The 19,784-nt window shown below is 39.9% G+C and carries 16 protein-coding genes; 5 read left to right on the top strand and 11 right to left on the bottom strand.

The window, feature by feature from the left end:
- Nucleotides 1–5 precede the first annotated feature (5 nt).
- The gene (gene cas1, locus BST97_RS06685; RefSeq protein WP_085766511.1) at nt 6–917 is read right to left on the bottom strand and encodes a type II CRISPR-associated endonuclease Cas1; all 912 of its coding nucleotides are present in this window, start codon (nt 915–917) and stop codon (nt 6–8) included.
- Nucleotides 917–5,530 (bottom strand): type II CRISPR RNA-guided endonuclease Cas9, encoded by a 4,614-nt coding sequence (gene cas9, locus BST97_RS06690; RefSeq protein ID WP_085766512.1) that lies wholly within the window; start codon nt 5,528–5,530, stop codon nt 917–919. Before cas9 ends, cas1 begins: the two co-directional genes overlap by 1 nt.
- A 435-nt stretch (nt 5,531–5,965) precedes the next feature.
- On the opposite strand from cas9, the gene BST97_RS15990 reads away from it, so the two are divergent.
- On the top strand, nt 5,966–6,187 hold the full coding sequence (locus BST97_RS15990) for a hypothetical protein (protein ID WP_211277476.1): 222 nt from the start codon (nt 5,966–5,968) through the stop codon (nt 6,185–6,187).
- Nucleotides 6,160–6,717 carry a DUF1835 domain-containing protein gene (locus tag BST97_RS06695; protein ID WP_211277477.1) on the top strand — a complete coding sequence of 186 codons (558 nt, stop codon included), beginning with the start codon at nt 6,160–6,162 and terminating at the stop codon, nt 6,715–6,717. The genes BST97_RS15990 and BST97_RS06695 overlap by 28 nt, the downstream gene beginning before the upstream one ends.
- A gap of 270 nt (nt 6,718–6,987) precedes the next feature.
- Here BST97_RS06695 and BST97_RS06700 read toward each other — a convergent pair whose 3' ends face one another.
- A complete protein-coding gene (locus BST97_RS06700) occupies nt 6,988–7,698 on the bottom strand; it encodes a LytR/AlgR family response regulator transcription factor (protein WP_245833672.1) in 711 nt (236 codons plus the stop codon).
- 189 nt (nt 7,699–7,887) lie between these two features.
- Here BST97_RS06700 and BST97_RS06705 point away from each other — a divergent pair, with 189 nt between their 5' ends.
- Both BST97_RS06705 and BST97_RS06710 read left to right on the top strand, forming a co-directional pair.
- Nucleotides 7,888–8,322 carry an outer membrane beta-barrel family protein gene (locus BST97_RS06705; RefSeq protein ID WP_262497072.1) on the top strand — a complete coding sequence of 145 codons (435 nt, stop codon included), beginning with the start codon at nt 7,888–7,890 and terminating at the stop codon, nt 8,320–8,322.
- Nucleotides 8,323–8,367: 45 nt separating this feature from the next.
- Complete coding sequence (locus BST97_RS06710) at nt 8,368–8,598, top strand: hypothetical protein (protein WP_085766515.1); 231 nt, start codon at nt 8,368–8,370, stop codon at nt 8,596–8,598.
- 6 nt (nt 8,599–8,604) lie between these two features.
- On the opposite strand, the gene BST97_RS06715 is transcribed toward BST97_RS06710, so the two are convergent.
- The 4 genes from BST97_RS06715 to BST97_RS06730 form a co-directional block, all read right to left on the bottom strand.
- Entirely contained in the window at nt 8,605–9,981 is a 1,377-nt protein-coding gene (locus tag BST97_RS06715) for a hypothetical protein (RefSeq protein ID WP_085766516.1), read from the bottom strand.
- Nucleotides 9,982–10,042: 61 nt separating this feature from the next.
- Nucleotides 10,043–10,546, bottom strand: coding sequence for a hypothetical protein (locus tag BST97_RS06720; protein WP_157111510.1), 504 nt, complete (start codon nt 10,544–10,546; stop codon nt 10,043–10,045).
- A 121-nt stretch (nt 10,547–10,667) separates the two neighbouring features.
- On the bottom strand, nt 10,668–11,318 hold the full coding sequence (locus tag BST97_RS06725; RefSeq protein WP_085766518.1) for a response regulator: 651 nt from the start codon (nt 11,316–11,318) through the stop codon (nt 10,668–10,670).
- A complete protein-coding gene (locus BST97_RS06730; protein ID WP_169711543.1) occupies nt 11,308–13,083 on the bottom strand; it encodes a tetratricopeptide repeat-containing sensor histidine kinase in 1,776 nt (591 codons plus the stop codon). The genes BST97_RS06725 and BST97_RS06730 overlap by 11 nt, the downstream gene beginning before the upstream one ends.
- Here BST97_RS06730 and BST97_RS15945 point away from each other — a divergent pair.
- Entirely contained in the window at nt 13,082–13,234 is a 153-nt protein-coding gene (locus BST97_RS15945; protein WP_169711544.1) for a hypothetical protein, read from the top strand. The two genes, BST97_RS06730 and BST97_RS15945, sit on opposite strands and share 2 nt — an antisense overlap.
- Nucleotides 13,235–13,397: 163 nt before the next feature.
- Here the strand turns inward: BST97_RS15945 and BST97_RS06735 are convergent, their stop codons facing one another.
- The 4 genes from BST97_RS06735 to BST97_RS06750 all read right to left on the bottom strand — a co-directional run bounded on the left by BST97_RS06735 (nt 13,398) and on the right by BST97_RS06750 (nt 19,775).
- Nucleotides 13,398–13,826 carry a DUF4268 domain-containing protein gene (locus BST97_RS06735; RefSeq protein ID WP_085766520.1) on the bottom strand — a complete coding sequence of 143 codons (429 nt, stop codon included), beginning with the start codon at nt 13,824–13,826 and terminating at the stop codon, nt 13,398–13,400.
- 197 nt (nt 13,827–14,023) lie between these two features.
- Complete coding sequence (locus tag BST97_RS06740; protein WP_085766521.1) at nt 14,024–15,586, bottom strand: PH domain-containing protein; 1,563 nt, start codon at nt 15,584–15,586, stop codon at nt 14,024–14,026.
- Nucleotides 15,579–16,088 carry a PH domain-containing protein gene (locus BST97_RS06745; RefSeq protein ID WP_085766522.1) on the bottom strand — a complete coding sequence of 170 codons (510 nt, stop codon included), beginning with the start codon at nt 16,086–16,088 and terminating at the stop codon, nt 15,579–15,581. Before BST97_RS06745 ends, BST97_RS06740 begins: the two co-directional genes overlap by 8 nt.
- A 39-nt stretch (nt 16,089–16,127) precedes the next feature.
- The gene (locus tag BST97_RS06750) at nt 16,128–19,775 is read right to left on the bottom strand and encodes a metallophosphoesterase (RefSeq protein WP_085766523.1); all 3,648 of its coding nucleotides are present in this window, start codon (nt 19,773–19,775) and stop codon (nt 16,128–16,130) included.
- Nucleotides 19,776–19,784 lie beyond the last annotated feature (9 nt).

Genomic DNA, 19,784 nt, shown 5'->3' on the forward strand with positions numbered 1-19,784 from the left:
ATCATTTACATAACAGTTTTCTGAAATTTAGGATATAGAATCTTACGACTACTTCCCTCGTAACATTCCCAAAGCGAATTGGTCGTACGGCTCATCGCATTCATCAGTGGACTGTTTTTACCATCCATAACAACATCCATCGCTGGAATCATTAGAAGTTGACTTTTGAGATCTTTTGTCAATTCTTCTATTTCAACTCCTGATATGACGATATCATAAACTACCATATCCACAAAAGGTCGATAGGGTTCCATCACATCATCTGCCAAAGTGAAGGCATTATACTTATTGTGATGAAAAATACCCAGACTAGGCAAAAGCCCACTTGAAACAAGAGCTCTTGCGGCAACGGCTCTTAAAATGGCGTAACCGTAGTTGAGTAAATTATTGGGCGGTATGCCTTTCTGATTACGGCTAAAATTCTCTAAGTCATCAAACAGGCGTTGGAAATAATAAGCTGCCGCGAGAGCCTCTTCGTTGTCATGAATGGAGTTGCCCACTTCCCCTACATATCGTTTTAACCGTAAAGCGTTTTTGCCTCTTCTCAATAGATGATTGGCTTGGTTATCAATTTTGGCAATAACAGTCTGCTTCCACAGGTTTTTCTTGAGCGGCACACTAGCATCTAGCTGATGTCTATAACGCACCGTTTGTTCACTGTGCCCCTGTAAAGGTTGTAATAAGCCCGTAGGCAAATGCTGACTGTTGCAGGTGATTACGGCAGTTTTATTATCGATCAACTTACGTAATAAACTCGTGGTTATGGTGATTTGTGGATCTTCCAATACGATATAGCCTAGATCTTCAATGGGCGTCGTGCGTTCATCTTTATCATCATCTGGATAATTGACAACCAATTGTTCATTTTTAGTACTGAGGTAGGCTGGGTTGCCGAAGAACAGGGTGCGTTTGATCATTATCTTTCAATTTTGATAACCTCACCTAAGCGACTAACTATCAATTTCCAGCAAACAGATTTGACTTGAATCCCGTCAACGGTGTTTTGACTTTTTAATTGAGGACTGCCAAGACCATATTCATTCTTTATTAAGTCCACATAATTTAATCCGTACTCCTTTGCAAAATTCTTTCGTTTTGAATTGTCTTTTAGATTGTATATAGTATCGGAAGAATACATGGGAATGAAATTAGCCGTTGTACCACTTCCATCTTTAAATTGATATAGGTTATGCAGTTGCCTCATTGACAAATTTGAAAAATTAACATCCTCATTTTCTTCTATTGGCACATAGACTAAATCATTAGGTTGTAAATAGAATTTGAGTTTGAAATCAGGGAAATCGGGATGACGTTCTGGTACATTTTTTTTCTCTGATAGTCGTAAATTTTGTTCTAGCTTCTGGGTTTCTATAATTTCTTCAAAACGTGGGACATAATATTTTCTTTCCCCATCTTTCTCGTAAATGCAGAAGTAAAGATTAGTGCCAGATGCTGATTTGACAAATTTTGTTTCGCGGATAAGATTATCTTCTTCATCAGTCCATTTTCGTATAGAGAATTGTTTTCCCTTATTGAATTTTAAGCGGACCTTTTTAATGGGATGATGAAATGTTCCATTATTCAACTCCAAAATATTGTCGTTCATATCTGCAATACCTGCCTGCGAAAAAGCAACTTCTTCTGGCTTTAACGCCTTGCCATTTTCGTCTTTTTGATTCAAGAATTTTTCTTGTTTCAAATGTTTAAGAAGAATCTGTTTCGTAACTGGGTCAACCACATCTTTTATTTTCTTTTCATTGAATGACGTATTAAGTGGCTCTCGTTTGACCAAATGTTCTTTATGCTCACCATTTTCAATGAGTCCAAAATAAGTGTCCTCGTGCAAAGGCTTCCTTATTGCCCAATTTCTTTTACCATTGGTTTGTTCTATCCATTGTTTTTTCTTCTTCCCATTTTTGCCATAGAGGTACTCTCCTTTTTCGTTCTTGTATTGCCAGTTGTAATTGCTGGCTTTGTTAATGGCACGTAGATTTTGCTTAAAGCTAATTACGATAACTTGTAAGCTCGCTTTCGCGGAAGCGGTAAAATTATCCCACGGTTTTTTGTAGTCTGCTAAAACTGTATGTTTTGTTTTCTCGCCAGTAAGAACATCGGTTTTTTCAATTTCTTTTGTTTCTCTAAGCTTTCTACCTAGATCATATCGTTTTGCATTTTCTTTTGCGTGCTGATTGTTGATGTAATTGACGTGAGATCTAGTAGCACAAGCTATAACGATAGCATCCAAGGCGTGATGGCGATGATCTATTCTTTTAAGTTGAAAGTTAGGTTTGAGTTCAAGAGGAACTTCAGGCTTGAAGAATCCTCCATCTTTCTTAATACTACCAAATAAACCATTCTCTTCATTCTCCTCACCACAAATCAATCGGTTGAGTCTTTTAAAGCGATCTTCAACGAGCTCACTCCAAACTGCATTAAGACCCCAACTTGCCCTCAACTTTGCGGTTACCCCACCAGCAACAGGTAATACATTTTTAACAGTAGATTCTTGCTCACCGTCTTCCCTGACAATATTGCTGAATATCTTAAGCGCTACTTTGCTGATATATCTCATATCCGTTTTTTCGCGCTCACTCAATTTTTGAGGTATTTCCTCTAAGAGCAAATTTGATAGCTTCTTACTGTCATAATTATCTTTTACAAACTTCTCATAGCTAGATTGGCTTGGAATAAAAACACTCTTACCTTCACCTAATGGCACCTCGGTTTCCTGAAACTCTTGGATAAAGACATAAGCTGTTCTGTTATCTTTCAGTTTATTAACGTTGGTTTCACATATTACTTTGTTGTTGAATGAGTTGTCTAAAAACTTGCCTTGAGGAATGATATGCTCAATCTCATATTTTGAGGTAAACAGGTCACTAAGCGGTATTATTTTTTGAGTATAAGGTGAAACGTACTTTTGCTCCAACCACAGCTTATATTTTAGTACTTCGGTAGATGTTGGTACATCCTTTTTTATGAACTTGTCTACGGTAAGTTTTCCTTCTAAGGTCTCTTTGGCCAGTTCCTTGTCTGTAAAAAGTGACAGGACAGTCTGTTCGTAAATTTTGAGCTTTTCAAAGTGTGTTCTGGATTTTGGTCGTACTTCTTTAACATCCTCATAGTTCTTCAACTCATAAAGTAAGTTTCTTACTCGCTGATTCGTATTCTTGTTTTTATTAATTGAGTCAGAAATTCTTTCTCTTACCTTTTTAGGGTTTTTTAAGTCTCTGCCTATCTCGATGTGGATTTCATCGAATAATCGTTCATAGTTTTTATATTCCTTTTTAGTCTTTTCATCCTTGTAGGTTTCAAATGGTATGTTGAATTTCTCAGCATAAACTTGCCAAATATCCAAGGTAACCCTCAGGGATTCAAGCAATACTTGTTCTACAATAGGATTGCGCAGACTGTGTTGTTTAAAACCTTTAATATAATCACGTAGGTCTTTTGAATTTTTCCATTGGGTCACGTCCACTTCTGCGTGTCTGCCATAAACAACATAAGAGGCAAGCCATAACGGCAGGCCTTGAAAATCACTTATCTCGGTAAGATGAATAGCCTTTTCACGGACTCTGTTCTTCAAGGACTCATCAAATTCTCCAGTAATTAGTTTATCGATCCTATCTAAGGTTTTTTTATCAATCTTATCCTCTTTCCAGTTTTGGCCAGTGCGCATTAAAGCCAGTAGTTTTTTGATAGCCTTTTCGGAATAGGACGCGTATTCTTTTTTGAGCATTGGGCTACGTTCTAATCTCTTGAACGTTTCCTCTTCAAATTGGTGCTTTTTTGAAAGCTTCTCTATGGCAGTATAGTATTCTTTCTTGTCTGTTACCGAGTATATGATATGCCACAATTTTAACTCTAACTCTGCTGTTAATTTAGGTTTGTCTGCCTTACTGAGCTTAGAGAGTAATTTCGGTCTTGTTTGATTGCAATCCAATTTCAGCTTGTCATCATCGGAATAATTCCATCGATAACTCGCCTGATCTTTTTTGCTCTTGATAAAGTAGGCGACCAACTGTTTTTGAGTGATTGTTTCTTTATTATAGAGAAATTCAAAAAAAGCAACAAAGTCTTTTCTGGCTTTAAGAAATTGATTTGTGACATCAACATTGAGCAATATCTTGCCATTTGATTCTGTTTCTCTCATTTGAATCTTGAGATTATGCGTTAATTGCCAAATCCTAAATTCTTGAAACAATGGGTGTAACTTAGGCATGCCATTAATGGCTACCGTTTGCTTCTCCCCAGTTTCTGAATCCTTATAAAACCGTTTTTCAAAATTACACTTTGATATAAGCGACTTCTTGCTTTTTAACGGGCGATGATAAAAAAGAATATCACGAAGAAAAAGATGAATGAATTTATCCTTTTGCTTTAAAAGGTTTTCTGCGTGTTCTTGATTGTTTGGATATAATTCATCTACTGCTTTCTTGTAAATCTCATCATCTAGCCATTCATTCGTTCTATACTTTAATTGAGTTCTAAGTATTGCTTCTAATTCATCAAAATAGAATTCTCGATCAATAGTTCTGATTAATTCCCCTCTAACTTTTTGAGTAGGTTTTCTTAGAATGGCTTCATATATGTACTTTCCTACAAACTGGTCACTTAAATCTTGTTCAGTTTTTCTCTTTATGGCTTCCCAGTCTTGCTCAGTTTTTACTTCTCTATAGGTACGAGATAACGAACCATCTTTTTTTAAGGTGCTGGTTACTATAAATTCTGTTTCTTTATTTTTCCATAGTTCAGGTTTAGTGGTTTTCTTTTTTGAATCATCATATACCAATCCTTCTTCATCTTTAAAAATGATATTATATAAAACTTTGTTATCCACTTTTTCTTCGGTCTCTTTAAAATCAGACGCCACCAAAACCTTGTATTCAACAGTCTTATTTTCATCTATGGATATCTCTTGTTCGTTTCGAGCCTGATAGTAACCGCGCTTCTGATTGAAATTGAGTAAAATCCAAGCTAGTTCTGCGTTAGTTAATTCTTGGGTTAATCCTTTCTTCCTCAAATAGTACAATGTCCAGTCATAGGGTAACCTGAATGGTTTACCTTTCTTATTCAGTTTTGGTAAAGAAGGATGTACTTTCCTGAACTCGTTCTCCATCTCAAGATATGAATCCATAAAAAGGAAAATATGTTTTCCGTTTTCATCTCGTTCATTTGAATAGGCAATCAAAGGTTCTTCTTGTTTCTTAAACTGACCTTTTTTGCTTTCAAAATCGACAAGGTTGGAATAATGGTTTGGAAAATAGTCTAATATATTTAGGACTCTGTGTAATCTCTCCCGTCTGACATTGCTTCGCTCGTAAAGGCGACGTGTGCCTCTGTCATCCGTTCTCTCAGCGGTTTGCGATTTTGTAACTCCTTTTTCGAAATCGCTAAGAACCCTCTTGGACATCGGGATAATTCTCGATCCAGAATCGATTATATAGCTATTGTTATTTTGAAACTCATAGTTGAGTAATGCCCACCCAATCGAGTTCGTCCCTAAGTCCAGTCCTAAAATTCGTTTCATATTATGTGTAGTTAGTTAGTTTTTATATCTTTACAATCTGAAAGCAATTCACAATAAGGATTATTCCGTTGTGAAAACATTTAAGTTAGCCTCTCGACTTCAACTGGGAGGCATTTTTTTTGCTTAAATGTTTCATGAGCTCAAATCGTTAATAGCAAATTGCGAACTAAAACATTTAAAGCGGCCTTTACGGGTCGCTTTCTTTTTTGACCCATCGCTAAACAAAAACCCCTTCAAAACTAAGCTTACCACATTCACGAATGCAGTTCAGCCATTTTTTAAAGGGGGATTTCGTTAATGGTCGCATAAATGTAAAGCTTTTCTTAATAAAATCAAATTGTTAGTATTTATGCTCTCCTCATTCATTTTAAAGGTTGGTTATTGAAAAAACAGTTTGCACTATCTTTAATTATCAAAATTTTACCTAGAAAGTAAATGAACACCCACTACCACATCCTCAACGGCGATGCTTTAAAAGAGCAATTTCCCAAAACGATTCCAGGGAAGATCATCGTTGGTCGGGAATGTCTGGTAGATGGGCCTGTGCAGGGTGACAGCCTGAGCGCATTTTTAAGCAGCGGGCGGCATTCATTAGCAAGAATTATGCAGATTTTACTGAGCAGGATTATTTGGAAAACACTGTTCCAGAATTCGTAAAAATCCAAAACATTCCAGAGCCGGCGGCGGTGTATTTGTGGTTTGAAGATGATTTGTTTTGCCAAGTGAATTTTTGGTTTGTGATCCATATTTTAAGGCAATCGCATCGCGATAGGCAACTCTACTTGATCCGCCCTGCGGCGCATACGCCTTATGGATTTGGAGGCTTGACCACAGCAGAATTGGTGGAAGTTTTTGAGCGTAAAACAGGACTGACTGCACTGGATGACCTGGCGGGAATTTGGGAGTTCTACCAAAAGAATGATCTGGATAACCTGGCCAAAACCGAGCACCGCTTAAAAAACAGTCATCCATTTATACCCGCTGCGGTGGAGGCGCATATCGCCCGCATTCCTACTGCTGGAAATCAAGGAAGACCCACTCAGTCGCTCCTCCAGATCATGGACGATCTCAACACTACTGATTTTGGAACTATCTTCAGAGAATTCTGCAAACGCGAGCCTATCTACGGTTATGGCGATGTACAGGTGAAAAAGTTGCTGGATGGGATTTTGGATCAACGTGGGTAACACGCTGATTTCAAAAATATTAGTTGGCTAAAAGTGTAACATTTTCCTCATAATGACACGTATGCTATAAAAGACGCAGTTATGGACAATACATTTCTTATTTTCATCATGGGGTTCTATGCGGGACTCTTTATTTTCTACAGAATCTTTAACAAGAAGAAGAAACCTTGAGTCAGCTTGCATTGAATTTCTGACGCAATTTGAATGTGATCAAAAGCTTGATGGCTTTAAGAGTTCATACACAAATTATGGAGCAAACCCTATTCAATCTTACACCATCAAATCCTTAATCTTTTGCGCATAGCTGCGGCTTACCCGTACTTTTTTACCGCTGCTGGTGGTGATCACAAAGCCCTTCCCTATTTTACTAATCTCTTGAGCATGTTCCAGCCTGAGAATGGTGCTGCGGTGTACGCGCATAAATTCTTTGGGATCGAGTTTATCCTCCAATGCTCCGAGTCCATTATTACTGAGTAGCTGATCCTCTGCGGTGAAGATTTTGGCGTAGTCGCCATAAGCTTCTATGTACTCGATATCAGATGTTGAGATCGTAATATATTTACTTCCTTTTTGCACGATGACACGATCGGGATAGTCTTTTTTAGCGGCGAGTTGTTCCTCAGCCAGAGGAAGTACGGTTACGGTGTCGCTTTTATTGACTTTTGCCAGAGCCGTATCAAATCGCTCTCGTGTGTATGGTTTGAGCAAATAGTCCAATGCATGAACCTCAAAAGCCTGCAACGCATACTGATCATAAGCCGTGCTGAAAATGATATTGGGCAATTCATCCAGGTACCCCAAAACCTCAAAGCCAGTCATGCCCGGCATTTGCACGTCCATAAAGACTAGATCTGGTGAGAATTTATTGATGATCTTGACCGCATCTACACCGTTATTCGCCTCACCCACCACGATCATCTCAGGATGATGCGCGAGGTATTGGGAGATCAGCTTGCGACCCGCGTCTTCGTCGTCTACCATGATCACTTTTTTCAATATTTCTTTTTCTTATGAGCTCTTCTAAAAACATAAACGGAATCCAGCGAACACCCCCAATTTGCATTCCTCTCGTTCCTCGCCGGATGCAGGGAGGGGGCTTTCAAACTAAATAGAACCGAAATCAAAACCTCAAAACATATAGCACTATTCATCTTACCTTGGGGCGTTGCGCTGAGCAGTCGTAGGGGAAATCCGTTTTTGCAACCTCAATATACGGACAAATTGAAGCTCTCGCATACTTTTAAGTACAAACTCACAACCAGCTTGAGCTACAGTTATATTACCGATTCCTTTGCCCGGATTACAGAGCCGATACCTGATGGCAGGAACTTTTTGATCAGTCAAGACGTAGCCGATCAAGAAATCTATAACCTGAGCGTGGGATCACCCTTTAAAATTACCGAGCAACTCAATGGATATGCCAGTGCTTATTTTACGCACGATGAGTACAACTCTACTGACTCAAGCTTCATCAGCATCGACCAGACTACCTATGGTGGTTATGCTCAATTGAATTACGCTTTCCCTTCGACTTCGCTCAGGGCAGGCGCGACAAGCGGGTGGACCGCAGAAATCTCTGGATGGTATAGCGGCCCTACCGTATAGGGAGGAACCTACCAGACCGATCCGCTGGGATCCCTGACCCTAGGATTGCAGAAAAAATGGGAAAACTGGACCGCAAAACTGAGCCTTAACGATGCGCTTTATACATCTTACTGGAACGCCACCACTGAATTCCCAGGTTTGCAAATCATTGGCGCCGGAGGCGGCGATTCCAGACAGGCGCGCTTTTACTTGAGTTGTAGTTTTGGGATGAGTGACGTCAAAGACCTGAGAAATCGCGATGGTGGTAGTGAGGGTGAGCGAGATAGGGTGAATTGAGAAAATCTATTTTTTGATTACCCAATATACATTCTTAGCATCCTCTCCTTTGATTTCAATACCATAGCTCTTGCTGGAATCAGGTGGTAGACAAAGTTTAAAAAGTCTTCTACCACTTTTACCTAAATCATTTGGATTACCTGCCGGTATCGTAATGGTCTGCCATTTTTTTAATGAGAATTCATCGCACATATTTGTAAACAACAGTCTGATTTTGAATTTCTGGGGTTGCTCTGTCAGGTTGACCATCATAATTTTATTATTACCTGTAGAGTGGACATCTACATAGTTGCCTTCAGGAACTTTACAATATTTTATTTTACTCCAGCCTTCCTTGCGGCAAAGCATCTTCATTACTGTCATCACTTTCTCACGGTAAGAAATTTTTTCCGGACCTTTACCAGGTTTTGAAGAGGCGACAGGATTGCCATGATTCCATTGCTCGTCAGGCAAGCGCTTACCATCTACCGTCGCAAATCCCTTGCCGTGAGGCCGCCACTCTTCATCTACCTCTCCAAAATATATGGTTTTATCATCTCTAATAATTACGTTGAAGCGCTGCATCTCTCCTCCTACCATTTTTGACTCTACAATCTCACCGCTGGGTCGCGTCCACTTGAACTTTCCATCTGCAGGTTTGAGATCTGGCTTAAAATCAGATTCATAGATATTTCCTTGACCATCAGCAAGTTTTCCAAAAAATGAAGTAACCTTACCATCATCATCCTGTCTCAGGGTTAAATCCATATATGTACTCTGCAGTTTATTTTTGAAATTGTTTTCTGCAAATTCCAGCTGATTGTTTATAGCACCGGTATAGAGGGCGTCAAAATCATTGTGATACCAGTTGCTTGCCGTTCTGAGCGCGCCGCTATCTGCCGTGAGTTGGGCAAGTTGAAGTTTTGTTCCAATAAAGATCACGGCTTGTAGAAAACCCCTCCTGAAAGTTCCTTTTAGAAAACCGTTATCGACGAAATAAAGAACGCCCTCGCCGTGTGCTTTTTTATCTGCAAATTGTCCCAAATAGTAAATGTTTTTGCGGTCTATTTCAAGGATACCATCACCATCCCGGCAGCCGCCCTTGACACAACGGTAACCCGTGAGCGAGCTCTCTGGAATGATAAATTGATCCCAACCCGTGCTCTGAGCAAGACTTTTGGAATGAGGTTCCATCTTACTGGAAAGTGTTTTAATGTATTCAAAATCGTCTTTGTAGGACTGCAGATCGCGATCCAGGTTTTTAATGTTAGGGATTTTATTTTCATCCAGTATCTGATTGATAGCTTGGATCAAATTGTTCTGATCAGTAGATATTGATTGACTTACAACGAGCGTTGGAAACAAGATCAGTATAGCTAAAAGCAATGTATGAAAAGGTTTCATGATTTTTTTTCAAATGTATTTGTGAATTGTTTCGCTTTCGCGAAAGCGTAAAAACTATACACTACATCTTTTTCTCAAAGACCATAACCTCTGCATATCCAGCATCAGAACTGTTGAATATTTCAAAAGTGAAGGTACCCTTCACATTACTTCCAAATTCTGCCTTGAGCATTTTAACTTTTTTAGGAACTAAGGGATGGTTATTCATTGTGTAAGGAGAAAAGAAATCGTTGAGGGTAGTAGTTTGAGACTTGTCTTCGTTAGAAACATCAATTAACGGAGTTACTGGTCTGTCAGCGTGATAGGCAAGTACAAATACATACTGACGGTTCTTTTTTTGTTTGAACACCACCTCACCCGTACTTTGTTTAGGACTCAGCTGTCCTTTTTCAGTAGCAACTAGTTTAAATTTTTCATTTTTGAATAGTTCTACGAGAATTTCCGAAAAACCATGAACGAGTTCAGCCTGAGCTGGATCTGCAGCGTCTTGAGCTTGCATTACAGGCATTGCAGTGAGGCAAAGCGCTAGAAAAATGTAGGATTTGAATTTGAATAAAGTTTTCATGATGTGTGTTTTAGTGTTGATACACCAAAACTAGAACCATCATCATACCCTTGAAATAGGGGAATTACCTGAATCGTCTCAGGGAATTACCTGAAATGGGTTTTTCAAACCAGATTATGTTCTAACATAAATCGTTTTCAAGTGCAAAACGTACGAGAGATACGACGTTATTGAGGTTGAGTTTGCGCATGATATTGGTACGGTGGCTGTCCACTGTCTTGAAACTTACAAAAATCTTTTCTGCAATTTCCTTAGTACTCATGCCCTGACAAACCAACTTGATGATTTCCAACTCTCTTTCAGTCAGTTCAGAAATGAGTCCTTTCTGTTCATCAAATCGGGTTTCGGCTTTGCCTTTTTTGCCATCTAGCAGTTTCTCGGTTATGGCCGCATCAAAATGTCTACCTCCACGTGTGATTGTATCTAGCGCATGCAATAATTCTGCAGGTGGAATGGTTTTAAGCATATACCCTTTAATACCCGATTCATGGACTTTTTTTATCGTGTAGATGTCCTGATGTAAGGAGAGGATCGCGATTTTTTGCTCGGGATGATCTCGCAAAACTTTACGTGCGCACTCAATACCGTTCATCACCGGCATTTCTATGTCCAGTAAAATGATGTCCACCTGATTGTTCTCTAGATAGTCCAAAACCAACTGACCATTTTCAACCACTTGCACAACCTCATAACGATCGCTCTGGTCGATCGTTTTCTGAACGCCTTCTGCAATAAGCGGATGATCATCTGCAATGAGGACTTTAGTTTTCATCAAGCGGAATTTTTATCGTAGCTAAGGTTCCTGGTTCCAAGATATTAAATTTTACATCGCCTTTGATCAGATCTACTCGAGTCTTGATATTTTTCATTCCTATGCCCTGACTAGAAGACTTTTTCAAGCCTACACCATTATCCTCCATCATGAATATCACGTTGCTGACCATGATAAACAGTTGAATCTGGATGGATGTGGCCTGACTGTGTTTGATGATATTATTCACCAGTTCTTGCGCGATGCGATACAGGGTTATCTCCACATTATCGGGCAACTTATTCTCGACGTCACGATGCTCAAAATCGTAGCTGATTTGTAGTGGTGAAAAGGTACTTGCAAATAATTCCTCTAATGCCGTTACCAGTCCTGACTCCAGTGCTCTAGGCATCATTTGATGGGATAGATCACGTACTTCCCTTCCCGTGTTTTCTATATCTGTGATAATCGACTGGGCTTGCGCATTTTGCTCCGCTCCTATCTTGACGAGTGTGTTTTGAGCTTTGATTACCGTCGCTCCCAATTGCTGAACAATCCCGTCATGGAGCTCGCGGGCGATACGCTGACGTTCCTTTTCCTCTGCATAAATGATAGCCTTAAAGTTCTTGTCCTTTTCTGCGGCAAGGGCCTTTTCATGCTTGCGACGGTTGAATTGGTACAAAAAGAAAATTAATAAACTCACAATCACTAGTATTCCCGCTATGGCATACCAAAGTACTTTATTCTTATAAGCCTCTTGTTCCTTTTTAAGTTTCTCGAGCTCTATTTTCCTTTTGTAGTCATCTACTCGATAAGAAACCTCAGATTCAGCAATAACATCATTAAGATCATTATTGTAAACCAATGTGTATTGTTCTTTCCATTTTTCCGTAAACTCAATGGCAAGTTCACTATTGCCTTTTTGGATGTGATTGAGCGCTAAGATGTAATACACTTCGCTCAACGTATATTTTAAATCCAGCTCTCTGCTTAGTTTTAATGAAAGTTCAGCATTTTCAATGGACTCATCGTATCTATCACATTCATAGAGGGCGTAGGCAATAGAATTATAGTTTTCCGCTTCAATTGCCTGATTTTCATTCACGGTAGAATATTCCAGAGCCTTTTTATAAGCTTCGATTCCCTTCTCACAGTCGCCCTCAATACGATAGCTGCATGCTATGTGAACGTAGGAATTGGGGATGTGTCGCGTATCATTTATTTGATGTGATATATCGATAGCTTTCTCGGCTGCGGTCCTCGCTTCCTCTGGTTTGTTGAGTAAAATATAGATGGATGCGATATTGCTCAGGGAGTTTGCGATGTCCACACTATCCTTTATTTGTTTCCTGACTTCAAGACCGAGTCTCGCAAATTTGAGTGCTTTATCATAATCATTAATATCTCGGTAAGCTAAACTCAGATTATTATTAATCATGGCGCGATCATAGAGATCTGGATAAACGTCATAAACCCGCTTAGCCTCATAGAAATTCTCGATAGCCTTGTCATAGACACTTCTCGAGAGAAGATGGTTGCCTATATTATTTTTAAAATGAGCGTACTGTAGTTCCTCATTACTCTTAAGGGCGAGCTCTGCTCCTCTATTATAATGAAGCATCATGGAATCTGTATTTCCTATTTCAAAATAAGCAACACCCTTAATGCGATGCGCTCTAATAATGTTAATGCTATCTCGATATTTTTTGGAGATTTTTAAAGCGCGATCCGCCAGATATAAAGCAGAATCGTTATTGATCCCAGCGTAATAAAATGATAGGCGCATGAGATCCAAAGGTTTTTTATTCTCTGGTAAACTCTTTATTACTGCGCGCAGCGAGTCAGGTTTTGTGGTTACCTGTCCTACCAAGCTGGTTGTTATTAATAAAAAGATCAACAATAAAAATGTTGAGGAGCCAATTCTACGCATTCCCTAAACCTTAAAACATAGTTAAATATAGAAATTATACCTATATCTTAATGAAAAACATTGGGCTTGCAGCCTTAATTTAAGTGATAAATTAGATGACTGGAACTTATAAGATAAATTACAATATTTACAAAAAAATCCTTTAAGCCAAAACTCTTAAAAGACTAGACTTATTCCTTTATGAAATCCCTGTACTCCAGATAAAAACGTTCAAATGCCATCATATTTTCATAAAAGAACTCATAAACCTGTGGCCAGTCGGTTTTGCGCATGATTTTTACGCCGTCCATGAAAAGATAGATTCTAGAAATTTCCTTACCTGAATCTAGCTGGTAATGCTCATCAAATATTAGATCTTCAGAAATCTCATCAAACATAATCGATTTGAAGGAGGTGAATTTTTCAAAATAATAGGCTCTGAAGATCTCATCAGCATGCTCGATGTCTATTGAGACCATCGCTCTACCCTTTTCAAATGAGAATTTGAAATTCACATCTTTGATTCCGGTATTGTACAACATCCACTTGTGCTGGTACCGTTTACCAAACATGATCCAGAAATCCTGCCTTATTTGTTTTGCTTCCTCTTTTGAGAACATTTTTTGGGTAGATTAGGTGTATAGATTAGAGCTTAGATACGAGTTTGAATTTCGTAAAATGATTTGGCATTGAGCGCGTGGCTATTAATTCTAAATATTCTCACGTTTCTGATGGGTATTCTAAAGTTGTTATGCACTTATATTCTCTATAATTTTTCCGCTTTCGCGAAAGCGGTACAGCGACAAGCCACTCAACCTTACATCCAGGGCCTATTTTCCACAAGCACCTGATTATTCACTTGGTTGATAAACTGGGATACTTGATTGTCCTTAAGATATTTCAAACCGCGAGAACCTGCTGCCGTATGGATATTAATGTGGCACTCCCGACGACGCTTTAAAAATATACTGCGCCATTTCTCAACAGCTTGAGTCTTATAGATGGGCGAAATGATAATACTGTTGAAGAGCCAACCCTTATAGAAAACGATGTACTCATCATCGCGATTTACCCGGCTATATTTCCCGTACTGATAAGCCATGAACAAAGTATAGGGTAAGAAAATACCAGCTGCTACGATCAACCATAACAGATCAAAATAATATCCACAGATCATAGCCACAATACTGATAACTCCAGTAATATAAAATTGCAACCGTAGATGGGACCATGGATTAGAATGCAGCTGCACGGGCGCATTTTCCATAACAAGTTTTCCAAATATCAGAGACTGAAGCCTTAAGATCTGTTCTCGCTTACAAGCAGGAACCTGAATGCTGGTTGTGCGATTGTTCTCGCTCTGAGCCTGAAAAATTTTACCGGTGTGAAAACCCAAAAGCTTACGTAGCGGATTTGAATGAAATTCTAACAATTGGATTTTATTGAGCGGTACTTTAGTTTCTGTGCGATTAAACAGCCCCATACTCACTTCAAGATAATCATATTGCTTAACCATTTTGAATCCCCAGAATTTATTGATCACCGTGACCAGACTCACTAAAACAGATATAATCAGAAACGCGACGAGTGTCACAATCAACAATTGCAGGGTGGCAGCCCGCACCGCACTCTCGATACTTACCTGATCTGTGTATTCCTTAAAGTAATCTTCTGCAAGATCTTTGATTTGAAACCAGAATCCCGATACAACACCCAGCGCCACAAAGCCGCTACGCAGGTGATTCTGAGTGAAACCTACTTTTAGCAAATCTAAAAAGTCGAGTTGCATCAAAATCTCGAGACTTTCTGTCTTCTTCTCCATACTAGACTGGTGATTACTGACGTGTGATTCAGTAGCATCAGGGTTTATATCTCCTTCTGGTTTCTCAGACGATTGAGAGTCTTCCGTTTTTATTTCTAATTCATCTACTACGATCTGCTTTTTCTCATTGAGATAATTTTTCAACTCGCGTGCAAAGCTGCGCTGTAATCCTGGTATCTCAAGCTCTTTAGCCTTTGACCCTGCTGTTTCTACTTCCAGGGCGGCAATGCCTAAAATGCGCTGGATCAGGTTCTGATTGATATTGATGGACTGGATGCGCTCAAGAGGAACGGCTTTTTTCTCCTTATTGAGCCAACCTTTGTTAATGATGAATTCATCGTTCTCGATATGAAACTTGAAGAACCAATAATTGATAAATGGTCCCACCAGCGCCATTACCGCAATAAAAATCGTAAAGTAGAGAAAGTAGATTCCCCCCATAGACTGGCTTCCTAAATAACCAAAAACTACATATGTGATTATTCCTTTTAAGCCCTTGAAAAGATAGAGTAGGATACTGAGTTTGCTCTGTCGTCTTGGTGTACTGAGGTTAAGCATATTTTGCTGTTTTCTCTGCAATGTATTCTTTAAGACGTTCTGCTTCCTGTGGGTCAAGCCCAGAGATACTCAAGTCACTGCTTGATCCTCCAGCAGTATAGATCTCGAGCTGTTTGAGTTTAAACATACGGTCTATGGGACCGTGGCTGACCTCTGTATGCTGAATGCGATTAAAAGGAACGGTTATCTGATGATGAAAAACCCATCCCTTGCGATAGGTAATATCTAGTTCTCGCAAAATATACCCCCTGACAAAATATCCTTTAAAGGAGATAAAAACACTTAGGAGCAGCAAAAACAACCACGCTCCCAGAGCGGTAATGGTGACCCAAGTTTCTATTTCGTCAATAGTGAGTCCCAATACTAATATAGCGATCAAGAAAGGGATAAAGAAAAGTGTACTCGCGATCAATTTCTTATTTAGAAAACGCCTCGGGTGTTTCTTGAAGTCAAACTCTTCAATATATGGCAACTCTTCTGCAAGGACTTGGTCGTTAGTCATCGTTACGGGATTGAAATTATCAGAGCGTCGTAGCTTGAATTATTTTGAGAATCTCAAACCAAATTGCAGTCTACCGCCTTCATCACCGTAAAAATAGGAAATACTTCCTTTGAACAGTCCCGACATAAGAAATTCAAGTCCACCACCGTAACTTGTATGGATATTACCTGTAGTATCTCCACGCCACCATGCCTTACCAGCGTCAAATCCTAGATAACCCATGATATGCAAGGGAAGTATCCGGGTCTTGAGCGGGACAAAGTCATAGAGAACATCTGCGCTCCCATATAGTGTAGCGTCTCCCAAGAATCGGTTCATACGGTAACTGCGCAATCCGTTCTCTGCTCCCAGTTGCGCCGCCTGATAGAACTCTGGCTGGTCGCCTAGTCTCGTCTGAGCTCCAATAGTTGTTTTAAGAACAAAGTCTCTACTATTATCTATTGCATTCCATAATGTCAAACTGGGATCAACATTGAAAAAATCGCTATCTTCTGTAAGATCGTCAGTAAAGCGCGCATCTAGAGTGAAATGCATTCCATTTGTGGCAAATCGCTCATTGTCTACCGCGCGATAGGTATAAATCCCTCCTAAATTCAAATACTGATCGTCATCCTCATTTTCCAAAGCTATGTTTTGATAGCCTACATCAAACTGGAAACGGCTTCCATAATCACCTTGCCGATCTAAAAATAGCTTTGCCTCTCTTCTTTGCAATAGAACGCGATTATCATCAAAATCAGCATCTCGATCAAAATCTGTATCATTACCAAATCCAAAGAAATTTTCTGTGTAGTTGTTTGTGGTCAGCAGTCCCTCAAACTCTAGATTATAATGCCCTACCACATTTGATAATCCAGCAGAAGGTTTAAAAACCGCTGCCTGAGTCAAGCTATGATAATTGACTTCAATTCCATACTTACGGCTGTAGGGATTTGCCTCATAACCTATAATTTCTTTGGAATATCCTAGAGTAGGTATATAACCCAGATCAGGATTATACTCATTATTCAACTTGATTTTTGCAGTTCTAATGGGCTTGCGCTCATAATCATAATGATTGATATCATAATCATCTCGCAATACGATAAAGCCTCCATTATTTTCAACTTCATTATCCTCGCTTTCATAATCGTAGACCTTGATTTTCTTACCTTCTTTGATTTCATAAGTATCATCATCCTTCCCGCCAGAAATAGCAATGGCAACAGTTTGCCCACTTGTCTCACCTTCTACTACAAAAATGTCATCATCATCCAGACCAAAGAGCCATAGATCCTGAGTGGTCGCAACGTCAAATGTGCGATCAAACAGCTGGGCTCCTAGTTCACCATCTTCCCATCTATGTGCCACAACCCGTGTAATACCGTTACGCTTACGCGAAATAAGAAAATGATCAGGCTCATCAGTCCCTTTAAGGGTTTGGAATTCTAGAAATTGATCATAGAATCGCTGCACTATAGAAACCAAGTTGTCCTTGCGAGCCAATAGATCACGCTGTGTCTGTGCCCAAGATTCCGTCTTAACCTCCTCTGGCATTTGCTCAAAAGCTTCTCGCACGATCTGTTCATTCAAATTTTGCTGGATAAATCGAGCTTCTTCTTCCCAGTCTTTGAGCGAAGTTTTTTGGAGCAAAGCTCGATCTAATTTTTCAGCGCTTTTGCTGAATTCTTTGATGTGTTCAATATCTGGCCCGTATACACCAAATTGTCTTATCGCGCTCATGTACTTTCTCAAGAAATCAAAAAGACTACCATCAAATCTAGAAAAGACCTGATCGCGATCTCTGGGTATCGCCATGAAGGTATGTGCATCCTCATCACTGGGATCTTGAACCTGCGCCCAGCGCCATTGATCCTGATGGCGATCCCAGTCCCCTAGCAACATATCAAAAATGCGTGCCCTTATGTAGACCCGTTCATCTATATTGTTCTTCTCGTCTTTTCTTATTTTTTCAAAAAGGTCTGTAGTGCTCTCAATGTCTTCATTCTTACCGAACATCTCTGGCGCTTTAAAGGAATCATCTGGCTTCTCAACGATCATATACAAACGGTTGCCGTGAGTAGTATTGAAATCCCCCAAGGCTTTTTGTTTAGGAACATAAAATAATTTAGGCTCTGTATGTCCTACATCTATCGCTTTTGCCATAATCGGTATCGCAAAAGCACCATAGGGATGGGCCGCGGTATAAAAGTCGCGCACCAGTTCTTCTGGAAAGGTTTCTTGAAAATATTGCTCTGCATCGAGCTGATCGTAACCCGCACTTTGTAAAAATCGCAGCGCATCTTTTTCTAGCGCCCGCATATTAAACTCACGATCCAGGCTATCTACTAATCGCAATCCTTGCGTCTGATTACCACCGCCAGGTCGTTCTATGCGCAACCCACCGTATAACGTATCGATCAACACCACTGGAGCTTTTACTTCTGTGCCATACAGGTCACGGTAGTGTTTTCCATAGAAGTTCTCGTGATCTTCATCGACATCGGTTTCTTCTTTGGTATAGATGGATGCTGTTTTGAATTTTTCAGTTACTTGCGGTAAGGAGTCTATGTTGAATTGTTCCGCTTTCGCGAAAGCGGTATTCCCATAAACTTCTCGCACCTTTCCATCTTTAATCTCGTAAAAATGAACGGTAGAAGATCTGTCTGGGTAGACCCGTAACTCTGCAAATCCATTGCTACCGGAAGAGAACAGACCATTCTTCCCCAGGGACGCTGCTTGCTGCTCATATATGCTCCCAGAAATCACCTGTCGCAAACTGCCCTGATCGATGTACTGTAGACTGCGCTCATGTCCACTCACCACAAACAATCGATCCAAACCCAGCGAGATGGTCTTGATCTCCTCCATGAGTTCATTCATTTTGGGGTTGAATCGATCCTGACGGGATACGCCTCCTTGAGCTCTTATAAAACTCCACACCGATCCCAAAAACGGGATGTATACATTCTCTCTCGTGGGTTTATACAAGTTATAGTCTGCTATGCGCCCGCCGTAGAGCCCGTTTGTATAAACAGGGTGGTGCATGGCTAGAATTACGGTCTTGTGGCGCTGTTTGCGCATCTCATCTCCCAGAACGGCGAGAAATTGCTTACGGGTAGTGATCTCGCACTTATCATTGAATTCAGGGTTCTCATTCCAGTCGCGTATATACCATTCAGAATCTACGATAAAAAGGTGCATGGATTCTGAAACATTGATTTCTTCAAATGGGCAGGCCTTCTCAGGCTGAAAGGCATCATTGTTATCCCAGCGCTCCTCGACCAGTTTCTCAATTTTCTTGAGACCTTCAAGCCCTTCATCGTTCCAGTCATGATCTCCTGGAATAGCATATTTGCTGCCTTTGATATCATTAAATAGGTCAAGTTGCCTGCTTAAGGATTTTAGATCTGCGCTATCTTGATCACGAGCAAAAACTTTCTTTGCCTCAATATTATCACCTAATAACAAAGTATAGTCTAGGTCCTGCGCATTTTTCTTGATGTACTCTACTGCCGTAATCAGATTTTGGTCACGGTCACCCACATCTGAAGATAAATTCCCAATCAGGTAAAAGCTTCTATGCTCTTGATCTTGAGTCGAAACGTTTGGAACTCCTTTTATCTGAGTATTTAAGGTAGAGCAGGCTACGACCCAAAGAAGAATGAAGAAGATTGGGATGCGATTGAAAAGAGTATTTCTGGTCATATACAATTG

It is taken from the genome of Nonlabens spongiae (assembly GCF_002117125.1).
GTDB lineage: Bacteria > Bacteroidota > Bacteroidia > Flavobacteriales > Flavobacteriaceae > Nonlabens > Nonlabens spongiae.

Excerpts from the sequence above, each read along its gene's own strand:
- cas1 (WP_085766511.1), bottom strand. The coding sequence starts at position 917 with ATGATCAAACGCACCCTGTTCTTCGGCAACCCAGCCTACCTCAGTACT.
- cas9 (WP_085766512.1), bottom strand. The coding sequence starts at position 5,530 with ATGAAACGAATTTTAGGACTGGACTTAGGGACGAACTCGATTGGGTGG.
- BST97_RS15990 (WP_211277476.1), top strand. The coding sequence starts at position 5,966 with ATGAACACCCACTACCACATCCTCAACGGCGATGCTTTAAAAGAGCAA.
- BST97_RS06700 (WP_245833672.1), bottom strand. The coding sequence starts at position 7,698 with ATGGTAGACGACGAAGACGCGGGTCGCAAGCTGATCTCCCAATACCTC.
- BST97_RS06715 (WP_085766516.1), bottom strand. The coding sequence starts at position 9,981 with ATGAAACCTTTTCATACATTGCTTTTAGCTATACTGATCTTGTTTCCA.
- BST97_RS06720 (WP_157111510.1), bottom strand. The coding sequence starts at position 10,546 with ATGAAAACTTTATTCAAATTCAAATCCTACATTTTTCTAGCGCTTTGC.
- BST97_RS06725 (WP_085766518.1), bottom strand. The coding sequence starts at position 11,318 with ATGAAAACTAAAGTCCTCATTGCAGATGATCATCCGCTTATTGCAGAA.
- BST97_RS15945 (WP_169711544.1), top strand. The coding sequence starts at position 13,082 with ATGAGATCCAAAGGTTTTTTATTCTCTGGTAAACTCTTTATTACTGCG.
- BST97_RS06730 (WP_169711543.1), bottom strand. The coding sequence starts at position 13,083 with ATGCGCCTATCATTTTATTACGCTGGGATCAATAACGATTCTGCTTTA.
- BST97_RS06735 (WP_085766520.1), bottom strand. The coding sequence starts at position 13,826 with ATGTTCTCAAAAGAGGAAGCAAAACAAATAAGGCAGGATTTCTGGATC.
- BST97_RS06740 (WP_085766521.1), bottom strand. The coding sequence starts at position 15,586 with ATGCTTAACCTCAGTACACCAAGACGACAGAGCAAACTCAGTATCCTA.
- BST97_RS06745 (WP_085766522.1), bottom strand. The coding sequence starts at position 16,088 with ATGACTAACGACCAAGTCCTTGCAGAAGAGTTGCCATATATTGAAGAG.
- BST97_RS06750 (WP_085766523.1), bottom strand. The coding sequence starts at position 19,775 with ATGACCAGAAATACTCTTTTCAATCGCATCCCAATCTTCTTCATTCTT.